The sequence below is a fragment of the Novosphingobium sp. 63-713 genome (assembly GCF_001898925.1).
Classification (GTDB): domain Bacteria; phylum Pseudomonadota; class Alphaproteobacteria; order Sphingomonadales; family Sphingomonadaceae; genus Novosphingobium.
Genome location: NZ_MKVS01000052.1, coordinates 63,785 through 79,383, shown reverse-complemented (window position 1 = coordinate 79,383; position 15,599 = coordinate 63,785). Strand labels below are relative to the sequence as shown.

Annotated in this window: 12 protein-coding genes; 2 read left to right on the top strand and 10 right to left on the bottom strand. The window is 63.5% G+C overall.

Annotated features, from left to right (window positions below; genetic code table 11):
* Nucleotides 1–4: 4 nt before the first annotated feature.
* The 4 genes from BGP00_RS23925 to BGP00_RS23910 all read right to left on the bottom strand — a co-directional run bounded on the left by BGP00_RS23925 (nt 5) and on the right by BGP00_RS23910 (nt 3,917).
* Entirely contained in the window at nt 5–319 is a 315-nt protein-coding gene (locus BGP00_RS23925) for a hypothetical protein (protein ID WP_292692048.1), read from the bottom strand.
* Nucleotide 320: 1 nt separating this feature from the next.
* Nucleotides 321–1,658, bottom strand: coding sequence for an acyclic terpene utilization AtuA family protein (locus tag BGP00_RS23920; RefSeq protein WP_292692047.1), 1,338 nt, complete (start codon nt 1,656–1,658; stop codon nt 321–323).
* The gene (locus tag BGP00_RS23915) at nt 1,655–2,926 is read right to left on the bottom strand and encodes a citrate:proton symporter (protein WP_292692045.1); all 1,272 of its coding nucleotides are present in this window, start codon (nt 2,924–2,926) and stop codon (nt 1,655–1,657) included. Before BGP00_RS23915 ends, BGP00_RS23920 begins: the two co-directional genes overlap by 4 nt.
* Nucleotides 2,927–2,999: 73 nt before the next feature.
* Nucleotides 3,000–3,917, bottom strand: a complete 918-nt coding sequence (locus tag BGP00_RS23910; protein WP_168605409.1) for a LysR family transcriptional regulator — start codon at nt 3,915–3,917, stop codon at nt 3,000–3,002.
* 193 nt (nt 3,918–4,110) lie between these two features.
* Here BGP00_RS23910 and BGP00_RS23905 point away from each other — a divergent pair, with 193 nt between their 5' ends.
* Nucleotides 4,111–6,345, top strand: coding sequence for a TonB-dependent receptor (locus BGP00_RS23905; protein WP_292692043.1), 2,235 nt, complete (start codon nt 4,111–4,113; stop codon nt 6,343–6,345).
* A 42-nt stretch (nt 6,346–6,387) separates the two neighbouring features.
* On the opposite strand, the gene BGP00_RS23900 is transcribed toward BGP00_RS23905, so the two are convergent.
* Nucleotides 6,388–6,804, bottom strand: coding sequence for a hypothetical protein (locus tag BGP00_RS23900; protein WP_292692041.1), 417 nt, complete (start codon nt 6,802–6,804; stop codon nt 6,388–6,390).
* A 117-nt stretch (nt 6,805–6,921) separates the two neighbouring features.
* Here BGP00_RS23900 and BGP00_RS23895 point away from each other — a divergent pair, with 117 nt between their 5' ends.
* Complete coding sequence (locus tag BGP00_RS23895) at nt 6,922–8,667, top strand: tannase/feruloyl esterase family alpha/beta hydrolase (RefSeq protein WP_292692039.1); 1,746 nt, start codon at nt 6,922–6,924, stop codon at nt 8,665–8,667.
* Here BGP00_RS23895 and BGP00_RS23890 read toward each other — a convergent pair.
* From BGP00_RS23890 to BGP00_RS23870, 5 genes are all read right to left on the bottom strand, one after another.
* Nucleotides 8,654–9,739 (bottom strand): pectinesterase family protein, encoded by a 1,086-nt coding sequence (locus tag BGP00_RS23890; RefSeq protein WP_292692037.1) that lies wholly within the window; start codon nt 9,737–9,739, stop codon nt 8,654–8,656. The genes BGP00_RS23895 and BGP00_RS23890 overlap by 14 nt on opposite strands.
* Before the next feature lie 11 nt (nt 9,740–9,750).
* Nucleotides 9,751–10,689 carry an alpha/beta hydrolase gene (locus tag BGP00_RS23885; RefSeq protein ID WP_292692035.1) on the bottom strand — a complete coding sequence of 313 codons (939 nt, stop codon included), beginning with the start codon at nt 10,687–10,689 and terminating at the stop codon, nt 9,751–9,753.
* A 115-nt stretch (nt 10,690–10,804) separates the two neighbouring features.
* The gene (locus BGP00_RS23880) at nt 10,805–13,843 is read right to left on the bottom strand and encodes a TonB-dependent receptor (protein ID WP_292692033.1); all 3,039 of its coding nucleotides are present in this window, start codon (nt 13,841–13,843) and stop codon (nt 10,805–10,807) included.
* A gap of 103 nt (nt 13,844–13,946) precedes the next feature.
* On the bottom strand, nt 13,947–14,894 hold the full coding sequence (locus tag BGP00_RS23875; protein ID WP_292692032.1) for a FecR domain-containing protein: 948 nt from the start codon (nt 14,892–14,894) through the stop codon (nt 13,947–13,949).
* A complete protein-coding gene (locus BGP00_RS23870) occupies nt 14,891–15,487 on the bottom strand; it encodes a sigma-70 family RNA polymerase sigma factor (protein ID WP_292692031.1) in 597 nt (198 codons plus the stop codon). The genes BGP00_RS23875 and BGP00_RS23870 overlap by 4 nt, the downstream gene beginning before the upstream one ends.
* Nucleotides 15,488–15,599: the final 112 nt, after the last annotated feature.

Genomic DNA, 15,599 nt, shown 5'->3' with positions numbered 1-15,599 from the left:
CGGATCACTCCGGCAAAAGAGGAAGATCGAGCAATTGCGCGCCCAGCGTCTTGCCATGCGCGTCGAGCGAAAGGGAACGGGTGACGCCGCCTTGCAGCGCCCCTTCCAGCACCAGATTGACCGCCGCCAGCGCGGGCAATTCATAGCGCCGGATCAGCCGGGGGCGCAGGCCCGGCAAATGCGCCGCCACGCGATCGGGCGTAACGGCGGCCAGCAAGCGGGGATAATCCGCATCGCGCAGGGCAAAGACGGCGATTTGCGAAATGTCACCTTTGTCGCCCGTGCGCACATGGGCAATGTCGCGCAGAATTCCGGCCATATCAGGCAATCTCCAGATGGACGCGCGGCGCAACCAGCTCGCGCGCGATCAGCGTCGAGGCCACCGCCAGAACCTGACGCACCGAGCGCGTCACGCCGCCCCCGCCCATCGGGCCATTGGTGTAAAGCGCCTCGACCTCGGCCCCGATGGCGGTGGCGGCCTGCACACAGGATGCGCGCCCGGCGATGCGGACGCGCACCTCGGCCGGATCGCCGCCCGCCCCGCGCCGGTCCACCGCATCCATGCCGATCAGGTCGCAGCGCAGTTCCTCGACTTGCGCCCCGATGATCCGCAAGCGTTCGCGGATGATCTCAATGGCCAGACGCCCCCGCGCCGCCGCGCCGGGTCCGGCATAGGAAATCTGCCCCTCGCCGACATAGCCGTCGTGATAAGCGATCGAGACTTTGAGCTTATCAGGCGCGGGCGCGCCCGTGCCGCCTGATACGCGCACCCGGTCCGGGCCGGTCTGCTCGATCCGCACATGGCGGAAATCGGCGCTGACATCGGCCTGCAGATAGGCGGCGGGGTCGAGGATTTCATAGAGCAATTGCTCCTTGACCGTGGCCGTGTCGATCCGCCCGCCGCTGCCCGCCAGCTTGCCCAGAACGGCCACACCATCGCGGGCCACATCGGCATAAGGAAAGCCAAGGCGGGCCAGGTCGGGCACATCCTTGACCCCCGGATCGGCGAAATAGCCGCCGCACACCTGCCCAGCGCATTCGAGCAGATGGCCGATCACCGTGCCCTGCCCCATCATCGCGTGATCGTCGAAGGACCAGCCCAGTTCATGCGCCAGCGGCCCCAGAAACAGCGCCGGATCGCAGACCCGCCCGGTGATCACCGTATCGGCACCTTGGCTCAACGCCATGACGATGCCCTGCGCGCCAAGATAGGCATTGGCCGAAACGATGGCATCGCCCAGATCGCGGCTGGTGCCGGGCCGGTCGATCAGCGGATAATCGCCCGCCAGCACCAGATCGAGCACATCGTCACCCGTCACCGCCGCCGTGCGATAGCCCGACAGGCCCAGTTCGCGGGCGATTTCCGTCACCTTGCGCGCCGCGCCCAGCGTATTGGCCGCGCCCATATTCGTCACGATCCGCACCCCGCGCGGCGCGGCCAGCGGCAGGGCGCGACGCATCCTTGTTTCCAGCAGGGGATCGAAACCGGCCTGCGGATCTGCGGCGCGGGCGGCCTGCGCCAGACCGATGGTGCGTTCGGCAAGGCATTCAAAGGCAAGGTAATCAAGATCCCCATGCTCGATCAGATCGAGCGCGGGCTCGATGCGGTCGCCCGAAAATCCGGCGCCGGCGCCAATGCGCAAGGTCGAACGGGTCACAGGCTGAAAACTCCCAGAACAAGCGCGGCGGCCGTCATCACCAGCGAGGCGGCGAACAGCCATGGAATGGCAAAGCGTTGATGCGCGGCCAGTTCGACCCCCGACAGACCTGCAACAAGGAAAGTGGCGGGCGTGAGGGGGCTGACCGGGAAACCGGTGGTCATCTGGCCCAGCAGCGCGGCCTGCGCGACCTGCACCGGGGGCAGGCCGAAATGCGCCGCGACCTCGGCCAGCACGGGCAGGACGCCGAAATAGAAACTGTCAGGGTCGAAAATCAGGCTGAGCGGCATGGACAGCACCGCCACCACCGGGGGCAGATGCGGCCCCAGCGCGGCGGGCATATGGGCGGCTGCAGCGCCGGCGATGGCCTTGATCATCCCGCTCTCATTCATGATGCCGGTGAACACGCCCGCCGCCATCAGCACGCCCACCATCTGCAGCGCGGCGCCCGCGTGGGACTCGATCCGCTCACGCTGGAGCGCGGGGGCGGGAAAGTTGAGCAGCAGCACCAGCGCCGTGCCGATCATAAAGACCACCACCGGCTCGACCTTGCCCGAGACCATGACGCCCACCACGATGAGCGCCAGCAAACAGTTGATCCAGAAAAAGCGAGGCAATGGCGCGCGATCAAGCGGGGCAGCCGCGCGCGCGGGCGTCAGGCCAAGACGGCGCTGTTCCCGCAGGCCCAGCCACCATGCGACGGCAAAGACGAAGGCCAGGCCCACCACCTGCACCCCGATCATCGGCGTGAAAATCGTACTCACCGGCAATTTCAGCGCCGATCCCGCCCGGATCGTTGGCCCGGTCCACGGCAGGAAATTGACCCCCGCCGCCATCGAGGCTGTGCAGGCCAGCACGCGCCGGTCCATGCCCAATTCGTCATACAGAGGCCGCAACGCGGGGATCGTAATCAGGAAACACACCGCCCCCGAACCGTCGAGATGGATAATCAGCGCCAGCAGGGCGGTACCCACAGTGATGCGCTTAGGGTCCTTGCCCACCGCGCGCAGCACGCCCGAAACCAGCGGCTTCAAAACGCCCGCATCGCCCAGCAGGCCGAAAAACAGGATGGCAAACACGAACATGCCCGCCACCGGCGCGATCCGCGTGATGCCCGCGATCATATAGGCAGGCATATGCGCCCCTGCGCCGATGACCAGAGCGCCTAGCACCGGCGCCAGAATCAGCGCAACCAGCGGCGAGACGCGTTGCGACAGGATCGCGACCAACAGGCCCAGAATGGTGGCCGCAGCCACGGTTTCAAGCATGATCCTCTCGCCCCTGAATAATTATGCCGCGCCACCATGCCGCAATTATATTGATGCAACAATTCGACTTATTCTATCTTTCTATAACGTCTCCGCATTGATCGCAGGAAACCATCGCATCAAGGAAGGCCTGCGCCGCCGGAGACAGAGTGCGCCCGGCCATGCGCGACACGCCGATCCGGCGCGAGGCCAGCGGCGGCTGCATCGCGCGCCAGGCAATATCGGGATTGTTGGCCAGCAAGGGCAGCGTCGATTGCGGCAGAAGCGAAATGCCCAGCCCGGCCGCGATCAGCCCGCCGACCGTTGCCAGTTGCGAACATTCGAACAAGGCGGGCGTGACAATATCGGCGCGGGCAAAGGCGGCGTCAGTCAACATGCGCACGCTGCTGCGCGGCTCCATGCCGATGAAGGGCATGTCGCGGAAGACCGACCATGGCGCGGGATCGGGAATCGCGCCTGCATCGCGCGCATGGCACACCAGCACGCAGGCATCCTCCAGCATCGGCATAAAGTCGATCTCGGCCTGGGCGTTGGGCTCGATCGAGATGGCAAAGTCGATCATCCGGTCCTGTAGGCTTTGATACAGGCCCGAGGTGAGATTCTCGCGCAGAATGATCTCGACATGGGGATGGCTCTGGCGAAAACGCGCGATGACGCGCGGCAGGAGATTGGCCGCCACCGAGGGCAAGGCGCCCACCACCACGCGCCCCCTCTGCCCTTCAAAGGTCTGTTTCAATTCGCGGAACGCCTGATCGAAATCCCCGGTCAGGCGCTCGACGGTGGGAAGGAGGGCGGCCCCGGCGCTGGAGAGGCGGACATTGCGCGAATTGCGGTCGAACAGGCGCACGCCCAGATCCTCCTCCAGCAGCTTGATCGTCCGGCTGAGCGCGGGCTGCGAGAGGTTGGCCATGCGCGCGGTCTCGCTGAAGCTGAGCGAGCGGGCGACCTGGAGGAAGAGGCGGAGGCTGGAAAGGCTGGGGGTGCGTGACATTGGTATGGATTAATCCGATCATGTCGCTTTGCCAATCAATCAGCCTTTCCCGCCAAAATGAACTGTGGCGCAAAAGGCACATCCGCACACCTATCATAGCGAGTGATACCATCGGGCAGTTGCGGGAAAACTGTAATGTTATACAACATAATTCATGAGGCGCCAAAGCGCGCCGGGATTCTGGAGAGGACATATGAAAATCAACCGCGTCGCCCCGTGGCTCGCCTCCGCTCTGCTGGCCACCACCTCGCTGGCCGCAACGCCCGCCTTTGCCGCAGACGCCCCTGCCCCCACAACTTCAGGCGCCGAGAACCCCGACAAGGACATCGTCGTCACCGCGCAGCGCCGCCGTGAAAATGTCCAGAACGTCAATATCGCCGTGACCGCGCTGTCGGGCGATGCGCTGGTGGACAAGAAGATCACCCGCGCGATCGACCTTCAGACCGCCGCACCCGGCCTGACGATCTCGCGTTCGGGCGTGACCGATTCGTTCAACATTCGCGGCATCGGCCTGGCCTCGGGTTCGCCCCAGGTGACCAATGGCGTGGCGACCTATATCGACGGTGTGTTCCAGCCGCCCATCGTGTCGAACGGCCAGTTCTATGACATGGCCGGCGCCGAAGTGCTGCGCGGCCCGCAGGGCACGCTCTCGGGCGCCAACTCGACCGGCGGCGCGATCTATCTGACCACGCAGCGCCCCAAGCTGGGCGAAACCAGCGGCTATATTTCGGGCAATTACGGCAATTACAACAATGTCGGCGTGAACGGCGCGTTCAACCTGCCCTTCGGCGAGAAGCTGGCCGTGCGCGCATCCGGCCTGTTCAACCAGCATGACGCATGGTTCAAGGACGTCGGCCCGGCCAACAACCAGCCCGAACGTCTGGCCGAAATCGACGGTCGCATCCAGGCGCTCTACAAGTCGGGCGGTTTCCAGGCCAATGTGAAGGTCGAGGCCACGCAGCGCAAGACCGGCGGTTTTGCCCTGCAGCCGATCAACACCTCCACGACCACCAACCCCTATGTCACGGGCCGCACCAACACGCCCTTCACCGTCAGCTTCGACACGCCGGTGTCGAACTTCGAGCGTTCCTTCGCCACGGTGCTGGAGCTGAAGTATGAATTTGCCGGTGGCCTGACCCTGCGCTCGCTCACCGCCTATCAGAACAAGCGTCTGGCCGCTGTCAGCGACACGGACGCCACCTCGCTGACGACGCGCGCCGCGCTGGCGGGCGGCAACAATGTGCGCGAGCGCGTTTACAGCCAGGAAATCAACATCATCTCGCCCGATACGGGCAAGTTCAAATATGTCATCGGCGGCTATGCCCAGCGCAACAAGGTCGACCTGCGCAACTGGAACAGCAGCGCCGGCAATTTCACAACCCTGCCCCATCCCAACACCAGCAAGCTGCTGCTGGGCGCCTTTGGTCAGGCGACCTATCAGTTGACGGACAAGCTCTCGGTGGATGCGGGCCTGCGCTATTCGCGCTTTGAAGTGACCGGCTCGAACGCGGTGTACAGCGCGGCGCCGGGCAGCACGATGGCCATGATCATCGGCGATCCGCCGGTGGGCGCCACCATCCTTGCCCCCCAGACCGGCCATGAAAGCGACGGCCGCGCAACGGGCAAGATCGCGCTGAACTACAAGCCCGATGCCGACAATCTGATCTATGCCTTTGTTGCGCGCGGCTACAAGAACGGCGGCATCAATCCGCCCACCGGCACCTTTGCCCCCGAAACCGTGATGGATTACGAAGCGGGCTGGAAATCGACGCTGTTCAACCGTCACCTGCGCACGCAGATCGGCGCGTTCTATATGAAGTACAATAACTTCCAGATGGACGTGACCAATCCGGTGTCGGGCCAGAACGGCGTGGTCAATCTGGCCAATTCGGAAATCAAGGGCTTCGAGGCCAGCTTCCAGGCCAAGATCAATGCCCTCTCGATCGACGGCGGCCTGTCCTATGTCGACAGCAGCCTTTCGGGCTTTACGCTGATCAACAAATGGCTGGTTCCCGCCGCCTCCAACGGCTTCCCCCAGTGCAACGGCAGCAATTCGGCGCGCTGCTTCGACTATACCGGGACCAGCGTCACCACCAGCGGCGGTTCGAATCTGTACAGCCCGAAGTGGACGTGGAACCTTGCCGCCTCGTACCGCATCGAATTGCCCGAGGGCGTCTCGATCACCCCGCGCGTCGGCTATGCCTATATCGGCTCGCAGTGGGCCTATCCCACCTATCAGACCGGCACGGACCTCATCAACGCGCGCGGCCTGTGGCAGGGCAGCATCACGCTGGACAAGGGCACCTGGAAGGGTGAAATCTACGGCACCAATCTGGCCAACAAATTCTATGTGGCTGGTCAGAGCGGTCGTAACGAACTCTATGGCGCGCCGCGCGAGTATGGCGTGCGCGTGACCAAGAAGTTCTGATCCAGGCCTATCCCCGGCGGGTCATGCGGCCTGTCGGGGATGTTATTCCGACCACCAGAGGGCGCGCAGCAGAGGCACCAGTTCATCGCGCAGATGTTCGGGCACCGCCTCATGGATGCGCGCCTCCTGCGCTTCAAATTCCGCCATGATTCGCTTGGCAAGCGCCTTGCCGCTCTCGCTCAGGTTCAGGCATTGGATGCGCCCCTGACCCTTGGTGCTGATGATCAGGTCGCGGTCGATGAAGCGGCGGATGATCGGGTTGAGGTTGGGCCGCTTGATCGAGAGCATCCGCCCGCATTCGGCCTGCGAGATCCCCGGATTGCGGCCGACCAGCACGAGGATCGATCCCTCCGATACGCCCACGCCCAGAGGTTCGAGATGTTGCAAGAGTTGGGCCATCCGGCTTTTGGAGGCTCGGCGCAGCAGATAGCCGGGAAAATTGCTTAAAGGATTGTCCATCAGGCTCCCCATGGCGCCTCTCGGACGCCTTTGTACCATTCGATACAAAACCGCGCTGGCATGCGCTATGTTATTCTGCATAATTCACGCTACCCACCGCATAAGAGAGGATCGGCCATGAATTTGCCCACCACCCATCACGCTCTTGCCATGGCCATTCTGTTCGCCGCCACCAGCGGCACGGCCCAGGCGGCCGCCGATTGCGCGGCGCTGGCCAAGGCGGCCATGCCGGACCGCTCTAGCGTGATCACCCTGGCCGCCCTGCGCGAGGCAAGCCCGGCCGAGGCACGCGGCAATGGGCCAATCCCGCCCGCGCCCGCCATGCCCGCCCATTGCGAAATCATCGGCAAGATGCAGGAGCGGCAGGGCGCCAATGGCCAGACCTATGCGATCAAGTTCCACCTGCGCCTGCCCACCGAATGGAACGGGCGTTTTGTGTTTCAGGGCGGCGGCGGATCGGATGGCTTTCTGGGCGATGCCAATGGCGGATTTTCCAGCCAGCCCGGCGTGACCGCGCTCGCCAAGGGCTATGCGGTGGTGTCTTCGGATTCGGGCCATGACAATGCGGTGAACAATGATCCCGCTCGGCAAGGCGTGGTGACTTTCGGCCATGACGCCATCGCCCGCCACAATTACGGCTTTGGCTATATCGGCCCGGTGGCGCGCGCGGGCAAGGCGCTGATCCGCGCCTATTATGGCCGGGCGGCGGCCTTCACCTATTTCGTCGGCGGGTCCAAGGGCGGACAGGAAGCGATGATGGCGGTCCAGCGCTTTCCGGGCGAATTTGACGCCGCGCTGATCGGCTATCCCGGCTTCCATCTGGCCCATGCCTCGATCGCGCAATTGTGGGATGGGCAGGCGTTCGGCGCTGTCGCCAAGGCCATGGGCCAGATCGGCGCGGACGGATTGCCGCTGGTCAACAAGGCGATGAGCGATGAGGATATCCTGTTGGCGCAGGGCGCGATCCTGAATGCCTGCGATGCGCTGGACGGCACGAAGGATGGCATGATCGAGCATTTCATCGCCTGCACCACGGCGCGCGTCATGCCCGAAATGATGAAAATCGCCTGTAAGAGCGACAATATGGCCGACAAGACCAATGCCTGCCTCCTGCCGATGCAGATTGCCGCGATGCGCCGCGTGATGGGCGGCCCGCTGACCAAGGATGGCAAGGCCATTTATTCCGACTGGGCATGGGACGCCGGGATCGGAGCCAAAACCGCGCAGGGCGTGACGCAGGGCTGGCGGATCTGGAAGATGGGCGGCTATGCCTCGGCCATCAACAATGGCGCGCTGCTGCGCCTGGGCGCGCCGTCCAATTCGGCGGTTTTCCGCTCGCCGCCGCTCGATGTGGCCGATGATGTCACCTCGCTCACCCGCTATGCCTTGAACGCGAATATCGACGAAGCCTATGCCGCGGCCCATGTAAAATGGGGCGAATTGAAGGAAGCGCCGGTCGATTTCATGCATGCCGATGCCACCGACCTTTCGCCTTTCACCCGGCGCGGGGGCAAGATCATCCTGTTCCACGGAGTCAGCGATCCGGTGTTCTCGGTGCTGGACACGATCCGCTGGCTCGATACGGTGAACAAGCGCGAGAAGGGCAAGGCGGGGCGCTTCGTGCAATTCTATGCCGTGCCGGGCATGAACCATGGGCGCGGCGGCCCGGCGACGGATCGCTTCGACATTTTCTCCCAACTGGTGGCATGGCGCGAAAAGGGCGTGAAGCCCGGCGCGATCACCGCCACCGCGGGCGCCGACACGCCTTGGCCGGGCCGCGAACGCCTGCTCTGCCCCTTCCCCGCGCGGCCCCACCGCCAGGATGGGGACAGCGAGAAGGCCAGTTCCTTCACCTGTCAGTAAGCGCCCAGCCGGACAGGAATTGCGAGCGGATCTGGGCATAGGTCCGCTCCTCTTTCCATGCGATGGCCACGCCCTTGCCTTGCGCGCCGGGGCCGGACGAACCGACCTCGCCAAAGCGTGAATCCTGCGGGCGGAACACCGTGGCCACGGTGCCATCGCGCGAGGTGCCGTTCATCGTGGTCCAGCGATCGGCATGGATATGTCGGTCCATCACGCAGTCAATGTAAAGCGCCATGCCCACCGCCGCAGGATCGGCATAGCGCCCATCGGCAAAGCGCGTGGTGGGATGCCATGGCCGCCCCAATGCCACCGCGCCATCGGGCACGCCCTTTTCGCGCGTCAGATGAGACGCATAGAACACAATCCCGGTCGGCTGCGACAAAGGCGTCGAGGGCGCGGCGACAAAGGACTGGAACCCATCGGGACCGGGCGGCTGGGCGCGGGGGCGGCTGCGGATCTCGCTGTGCTCGATCAGCAATTGGCCATTGCCGAAGATGAAGTCGATATTGCCCGCGATCAGACTGTCCTGCACCAGCGCCCGCCCGCCGTTGGTAAAGACCGTATCCTGATAGCCCAGCATGGCCACACCGCGCATCAGCACCCGGTCGGCGTGAATGTCGAACAGCACGGCTGCGGCCTGCGGATTGCCGATGCGGGCCGGATCGCCATAGGGAATGCGATCATTGGCCAGATAATCATAGGTGTTTTCGATGGTGATACCGCGCACCTCGACCTCGTCGGCATCGATGGTCAGCGTGGCCGAACCGGGCGTGCCCCAGCCATTGCGGTGATATTCCTTGGCCGTCTGCGCCACTGCGCCGAAATGGATGCGGGTCCTGGCCCGGTCCGCCCCGATCAGGCGCAGGCGGGGCCGGGCGATCACCGGCTTTTCGTGATAATCGCCCGGCGCCACGCGGATGGTGATCCAGCGCTCTGTTTTATCCCGCACGGCGGCGTCCAAGGCGGATTGGATGCGTGTATAGCAAGGCGCAGGGGTCGCGCCGCAGGCGGGACGCACGTCATAGTGCGTCGGGGCGGCAAGAGCAGCGGCGAGCAAAAGCGGAGCAAGCATCGGCAGGTCTTTCAGCGTTGGGGCAGCGATTGCAGGAAAGCGGCGATTCTGTCGGCCGTGGTGGTCAGAAAGGGATCGAAGAACCAGATATCATGCGGCGCCTTGGCGAAGGCGTACCATTGAGCGGGGATCTTATACTGCGCCAGTTCGGCCAGCACCTTATCCTTGCCTGCGGTAAAGCGCGGGTTGCCGCTGCTGATGATGAGCGTGGGCGGGGATTGCGGGCCGACATGGGATGCCGCGCTCGCCTCGCGCCAGCGGTCGGGGGCCTGTTCATAGGATCCGCCGAGCCATTTGGCCGCCGATGATCCGGACCCGGCGGCATTTTCATATTTCAGCGCCTCGGGCGTGGTGAAATCCAGCACGCCGTCCATGTCGATCAGCGCGTAAGGATGGCCGCCCGCGCCAAACATCCCATCGCCATAAGCCACCAGCGAGGCCAGTTGCCCGCCCGACGAGGCCCCGCCCAGCGCGATACGGTCGGGCCTGACGCCATAGTCGCGCGCATGATCCTGCGCCCACACCATCGCATCGTGAATATCCTGCGCGCCCGCCGGATAGGGTGCCTCGGGCGAGAGGCGGTATTGCGGGATGAACACGGTAAACCCGCGCTGGGCCAGCAGATTGGCGATGGGATAAAAATGGCTGCGCGCGCCCGAACGCCATGCGCCGCCATGGACCAGCACGATGCCCACCCCGCGCGAGCGCGCCTTGACCGGGCGGAAAATGTCGATCAGGAGATCGCGCTCGCCCATGGTTTTATACACGCGGTCGGGCAGAATCTGTTGCCCGGTCTGCGGCCGGATCGCGGGCCAAGCGATGCCGGGATATTGCGCGCCATATTGGGCAAAGCGGCGGGCGATGCTGTAGCTTTCATCCACCTCATGGGCCTGAACGGGCAAGCTGAAGGCCAAGCTGGCAATCACTAGGAAACCGGTGTCAAAACGCAACAGACTTCTCCTGATGCCGCGCATGAAAGCGGGGGCCGCCGACGCAACGCGCGCCGGCGGCCCCCTTTCTTGCCCGGATATGGGAGTATTTGGGAGTCATATCCGGACAAAAAGTTCAGAACTGATAGCGCGCCCCGACAAACCATTGCGCGCCGGTCTTGGTAAATTCCCGCGGCAGATATTGTGTCCCATCGCCGGTATCATAGATACGCTCTTTTTCATTGGTGATGTTGATGCCCTGAACGTTCAGGCTCAGCCGCTTGGTGAGGTTGTAATAGGCCGAGAAATCCACCTGCGTCGGGCCATATTTACGCTCCTGCACATTGCCATTGCCGCCGGGCTGGCTGAGCAGATAATCGTCACGCTTGTTGATCGAGACGCGGACACCAAGTTTACCGGTGTCATAATAGCCGGTGAAATTGTACGAATTGGGCGAAAGGCCGGTCGAATCCCGCGCCGAAACATAGGTATAGTTCGAGGCAATGCCAAAATTCGACCACCAGCCCTTGAGGAAGGTGAAAGGCACGTTGAGCGTGACTTCCAGCCCCTTCACGCTGTTGCCGCCCGGCGCGTTGACCGCTGTGGCGAACGTATAGGGCACCTTGGCCGGATCAGCCTGATAGGAGGGGCTGTAGCGCGGATCGGCATAGATCGCGGCCCAGAATTCCTGCGGCACCATCTTGGTCACCACCGAATTGGTCAGCGAGGTGACAATATCCTTCTTGAACGCGCCCACCGCGATCAGGCCGCCTTTGCCGAAATACCATTCGAAATTGACGTCGAAATCATTGGATTGATAGGGCTTCAATTCCGGATTGCCCAGATTGCCCACGGTGCGCGTGGTATATTCAAAGGTCGGGCTGGCGATATTGAGCGAGGAAAGGCCCGGCCGCGTCATCGAACGGGCATAGGAAAAGCGCGCCAGAAAATCGGGCGTGATGTTCAGCACCAGATTGGCCGCCGGCAGGAAATTGCCATAGGAACGCTCGACCTGAACCGGCGACCCGGCAAGGACCGCGCGCGAAGTAAGATCGGTGCGCACATAACGCGCACCCGCATTGGCGCGCAGCGTCATGCCACCGATGTCAAATTCGCCGTTGACTTCGCCATAGCCGCCCATGGTCTTTTCGATCACGGTCCAGTCAGCGCTGGTATTATCGACATAATTGGAGGAAATCAGGCCCGAGCGCGCAATGGCGTCGAAATTCATAACCGCAAAGGTGGGCAGGCCGCCCGAAACCACGCCATCGCCGAAATGGGCAATCGGGAACGCCTGCATATAGGAGGAAGGCGCAAAGCTGGGCAGATCGCCCTGCGCCTCGCTGTAGCGCACCATGCGGCGGTTGAAGGCCACGCCGATCTTGGCGTTGAACTTGTTGTCGGTATAGGTCAGGTTGGCCTTGGTGGTGAAGTTGTCCTTCACCACATTGTTGAGCCGGTTCGCCGCCGTCAGGGCATTGATATAATTGGCGGTGTTGTTGGGATCATAGCTGCCGTAGCCGACCTTGGCCACGTCCGGGTTGCCGGTGTAGTCATAGGAATAGAAATGGGGCGACGAGCGCGCATAGAAGCGCAATTCGGTGCGATCGGCCGCATCGCGCGCAGTCCCCGCCATCGCGTCAAACTTCAGTTTGTCGGAGAAGCGATAGTCGCCCGAGAGCACATATTGCTGGAACTTCGACAGCGAGGTCTGGTGGCGGCTTTCATACCATGAAGTCACATCGTTGAAGGATGCAGCCACCAATTGCTTGCCATCGGGCGCGACCGTGAAGGACAAAGGCGTCTGGCCCACGAAATTGCCGGGCGCGCCATGGGTCAGCAGCCATTCCATCGAATTATAGCTGTAGCGATCATTGTCGAGCTGTGAATAGAGCACGTCAAAGCTGATCAGCATCCGGTCGGTCGGCTTGAACTGCAACGATCCGGTGACGCCTAGGCGCTTTTGGTCATTGCCAAAGAAATCCGAACGCGGCAGGCGCGGCGCCCAGAGGCAATCGGTGGCCTTGGCCGCGCCGCATGGGGCGGGCTTGCCGGTCACGGTGGGGTTGCTGTTGGCCCAACTGTCGCCATTGATATAGGGCGTCGTCCAGAGCACGCTGGAAAAGCCCTCCTGATATACGGTGCGGCGCGAATAGGCCGCCGAGACCAGCACCCCGATCCGGTCATCGGCAAAAGTGTTCGAGAGCATCACCGTCACGCGCGGATCGACCTTGCGGGTCATCGCATTATAGCCGCCCTGCCCGCTGGCGACAAAGTGAAAGCCTTTGAAGTCAAAAGGCTTGGCCGAATAGAGATCGACCGTACCGGCAATCCCGCCCTCCTCGATGGAGGCGCGCTGGGTCTTGTTGACATCAATGCGGTTGAACAGTTCCGAGGCAAAGACATGGAAGTCAAAGGCACGGCCCGCGTTCAGCGTAAAGCCGCCCGAGTCCAGCCCGTCCGAGCTGGCCGGAACCTCCATGCCGTTCAGGGTCGTGCGGGTAAAATCGGGCGAAAAGCCGCGCAGGGTGATGTTGCGCCCCTCGCCGCCCTCGCGGGTGATGGCCACGCCCGGCAGGCGCTGGATCGATTCCGACAGGTTGAGATCGGGCATCTTGGCCATATCCTCGGCCACGATGCTTTCCGTCAGGTTCACCGCCGAGCGCTTGATATCCTGCGCCTTCATCAGCGTGCGGCGAAAGCCCTTGACGATAATGTCGGCGGCGGGCGCCTCATCTGGCCCGGAGAGAGCCTCGGCCGCCATCGGCGCGGCCTCGGTCATGGCGGCGCGCTCGCCGGTCATCAGTGCGGGCCCCGGATGGACCGACACTGCGCGCACTGGCTGCAGCGCGGGCGCGGCCGAGCGCATGGTGATGGCGTAGGAATGCGGCCCGATCTGCTGCGCCACCAGCCCGGTGCCCGCCAGCATGCGGCCCAGCGCCTCGTCCACCGTCATGTCGCCGCGCACGGCATTGGTGCGCACGCTTTGCGTGAATTTGCGCGGGGCGATGATCTGGACATCCCCCTGATGGCCCAGCGCGCCGATGGCCGTGGTGGCCGATTGCGCCTCGATGGCAAATTGGCGCGTCTGGCCCGCAGCATGGGCCGGCATCGCGGCCAGCACAACCATCGCGCTCGACGCAAGAAAAACTCCACGCATAGTGGAATGCATCATCAATCCCTCCCGAATATCCCGCCTTCATGGCTCGCTTTTGTCAGCAGCCTTAAAGAGACATGACGAATAAAAATCCTTCGCCAAAAAATTCATCCTCCATTCATTATTTCGATTTCACCAAACGGATCACGCGCGGATCGCTCTCATCAATCCCCACATTCAAACTGGCCTTGACTGCCTCGGCAAAACCTTGCGGATCATTGATACGAAACAGGCCATCAAATTGTTCATCGGCCACCACCGGGTCCGCGATGATGATCTGGCGCTGGTTATAGCGGTTGAACTCATCGGCCGCCTCGCTCAGACTGGTGCCGTTGAGGTCGATCATACCGCTGCGCCATGCCAAAGAGCGGTCCACCGCCGAGGCTCGGTCGCTCTCATGATGAACCACGGCCGTATCGCTCAGCAAAGCACGCTCGCCAGCAACAAGGCGCAGGCGCAGGCTCTCATCCTCCTCGGACCAGCTTTCCACCACACCCTCGGTCACCAGCACCTCGACGCCCGTCTCGCGCCGCCGCACCGAAAAGGCCGTGCCGACCGCACGCGCACGCACTTTGCCCGCCGCCACGGTGAAGGGCCGCGCGGCATCCTTGGCCACATCGAACCATGCCTCGCCCTGGGCGATCTCGATCTCGCGGCTGCCCTTGGCCATGCGCACGGTCAGTTCGGAGCCGGAATTGATCGTCATCACACTGCCATCGGCCAGAGGCACGCGGCGGATCTCGCCCACGCGGGTGGCAAAGCTGCTGCGCGCATCGAGCCAGCGCCCGGCCCCCACCACCGCCGCGACCGAGGCCGCCATCGCCCCCAGAAACCCGCGCCGCCGCCAGAAAGCCGGAGCCGCCGGGGCCTCCTCGACAATTTCCTCCTGCGCCACCGGCGTTGCCGCCACCCATGCCGCATGGACCTGAAGCAGCAGCCCTTCGCGCCCCGCGCCGCCGTCAAGCCAGAGCTGCAACTCGGCCTCATCGGCCTCGCCCCAGTTCTCGCCATCCATCCGCGCGACAAAGCGGGCGGCCATATCGCGGTCATGTTCGGTGGCCGGTGTCATCGCCCAGCCCCCATGCCGCGCTCGGCCTGATCCATGCGCTGGGCGCTCTGCGCCTCGGCGCTGGCCCATGCGGCGCGGATAGCGCGCACACCGACCCAGACCTGCTTTTCCACCGCCTTCTCGCTCATGCCCAGATGGGCCGCGATGTCCTTTTGCGACCACCCTTCGATCTTGCGCAATTCCACCACGCGGCGGCACCGTTCGGGCAGGGCGGCGATGATCGCCATCACCCGCTGACATGTGATCCGGCTGCCCGCCTCATCCTCGGGCGAGACCATGCTTTCATCGCGCCAGTTCTCGATCTCACCGATCGCGTCGAGCGCGACCACCTGCGCCCGCTTGATCCGGCGCAGCATCATGTGGCGCAAACTGGCCATGAAATAGGCGCGCGGCGCGGTGATATGGTCCACCGACGGCAGGGAAACGATCTGGCAATAGGCTTCCTGCATAAGCTCATCAATATCCTCTGCCGACACCCGCGCACGGGCCAGCCATGCCCGCATACCGGCCTCATGCGGCACGATCTCGCGCGCCATCCATGCGGCCAGCATGCGCCTGCGCGCCAATGCGTTGATCACCTCGCCCTGCGTCACACCCTCCCCCTGTCGCCGGGGTTTTCCCCCTTTGGCCGCATAAGAGACATGGGCGCGCAAAATCCTTCGCGCCAGAGGGAAATTATTTTGCCTGCCTGTATCGGTATGCGCG

Excerpts from the sequence above, each read along its gene's own strand:
- BGP00_RS23925 (WP_292692048.1), bottom strand. The coding sequence starts at position 319 with ATGGCCGGAATTCTGCGCGACATTGCCCATGTGCGCACGGGCGACAAA.
- BGP00_RS23915 (WP_292692045.1), bottom strand. The coding sequence starts at position 2,926 with ATGCTTGAAACCGTGGCTGCGGCCACCATTCTGGGCCTGTTGGTCGCG.
- BGP00_RS23910 (WP_168605409.1), bottom strand. The coding sequence starts at position 3,917 with ATGTCACGCACCCCCAGCCTTTCCAGCCTCCGCCTCTTCCTCCAGGTC.
- BGP00_RS23905 (WP_292692043.1), top strand. The coding sequence starts at position 4,111 with ATGAAAATCAACCGCGTCGCCCCGTGGCTCGCCTCCGCTCTGCTGGCC.
- BGP00_RS23900 (WP_292692041.1), bottom strand. The coding sequence starts at position 6,804 with ATGGACAATCCTTTAAGCAATTTTCCCGGCTATCTGCTGCGCCGAGCC.
- BGP00_RS23895 (WP_292692039.1), top strand. The coding sequence starts at position 6,922 with ATGAATTTGCCCACCACCCATCACGCTCTTGCCATGGCCATTCTGTTC.
- BGP00_RS23890 (WP_292692037.1), bottom strand. The coding sequence starts at position 9,739 with ATGCTTGCTCCGCTTTTGCTCGCCGCTGCTCTTGCCGCCCCGACGCAC.
- BGP00_RS23880 (WP_292692033.1), bottom strand. The coding sequence starts at position 13,843 with ATGATGCATTCCACTATGCGTGGAGTTTTTCTTGCGTCGAGCGCGATG.
- BGP00_RS23875 (WP_292692032.1), bottom strand. The coding sequence starts at position 14,894 with ATGACACCGGCCACCGAACATGACCGCGATATGGCCGCCCGCTTTGTC.